The sequence below is a fragment of the Saccharothrix sp. NRRL B-16314 genome (assembly GCF_000716595.1).
Classification (GTDB): domain Bacteria; phylum Actinomycetota; class Actinomycetes; order Mycobacteriales; family Pseudonocardiaceae; genus Actinosynnema.
Map to the genome: position 1 here is coordinate 1 of NZ_JNXC01000098.1, position 679 is coordinate 679.

The window sequence follows — 679 nt, forward strand, 5'->3', positions numbered from 1 at the left end:
CAAAGGAGTGACCTCCCATGCGCAGCACCCGGCTCGCCTCCGTGATCGGCGTCATGACCGCGGCCCTGCTCTCCGTCGCCGCCTGCGGCAGCGGCGAACCGGCGGCCTCCAACGACTCCACCACCGCCGCCGCCACCACGACCACCACGACCACCACCGCCGGCGCGGCGATGGGCGACGGCGTCACCACCACCGGCGACGTGTTCGGCGCAGCCTGCGCCGGCCTGCCCAAGGACACCGAAGGCTCCCTCGACGGCATGGTCGACGACCCGGTGGCCACCGCCGCGAGCAACAACCCCCTGCTCACCACCCTCGTCGCCGCCGTCAAGGCCGCCGGCCTCGTCGACACCCTCAACAAGACCGACGCCAAGTACACCGTCTTCGCACCCTACGACCCCGCCTTCGAAGCCCTCGGCAAGGAAACCCTCGACGCCGTCCTCGCCGACAAGGCCAAGCTCACCGGCATCCTGACCTACCACGTCGTCCCGCAGCGCATGGACAAGGACGGCATCCTGTCCTCCGCCACCCTGCCCACCGTCCAGGGCGGCACCCTCAAGGTCGAGGGCTCCGGCGACAACGTCACCGTCAACGGCGCCAAGGTGCTGTGCGGCAACATCCCCACCGCCAACGCCACCGTCTTCGTCATCGACAAGGTCATGATCCCCACCGCCTGACCCGC

At 70.3% G+C, this 679-nt stretch carries 1 protein-coding gene; it reads left to right on the plus strand.

Annotation, left to right across the window (positions count from 1 at the left end):
* The first annotated feature begins 17 nt into the window (after nt 1-17).
* Nucleotides 18-674, plus strand: a complete 657-nt coding sequence (locus tag OQ02_RS39190) for a fasciclin domain-containing protein (protein ID WP_033443750.1) — start codon at nt 18-20, stop codon at nt 672-674.
* Nucleotides 675-679: the final 5 nt, after the last annotated feature.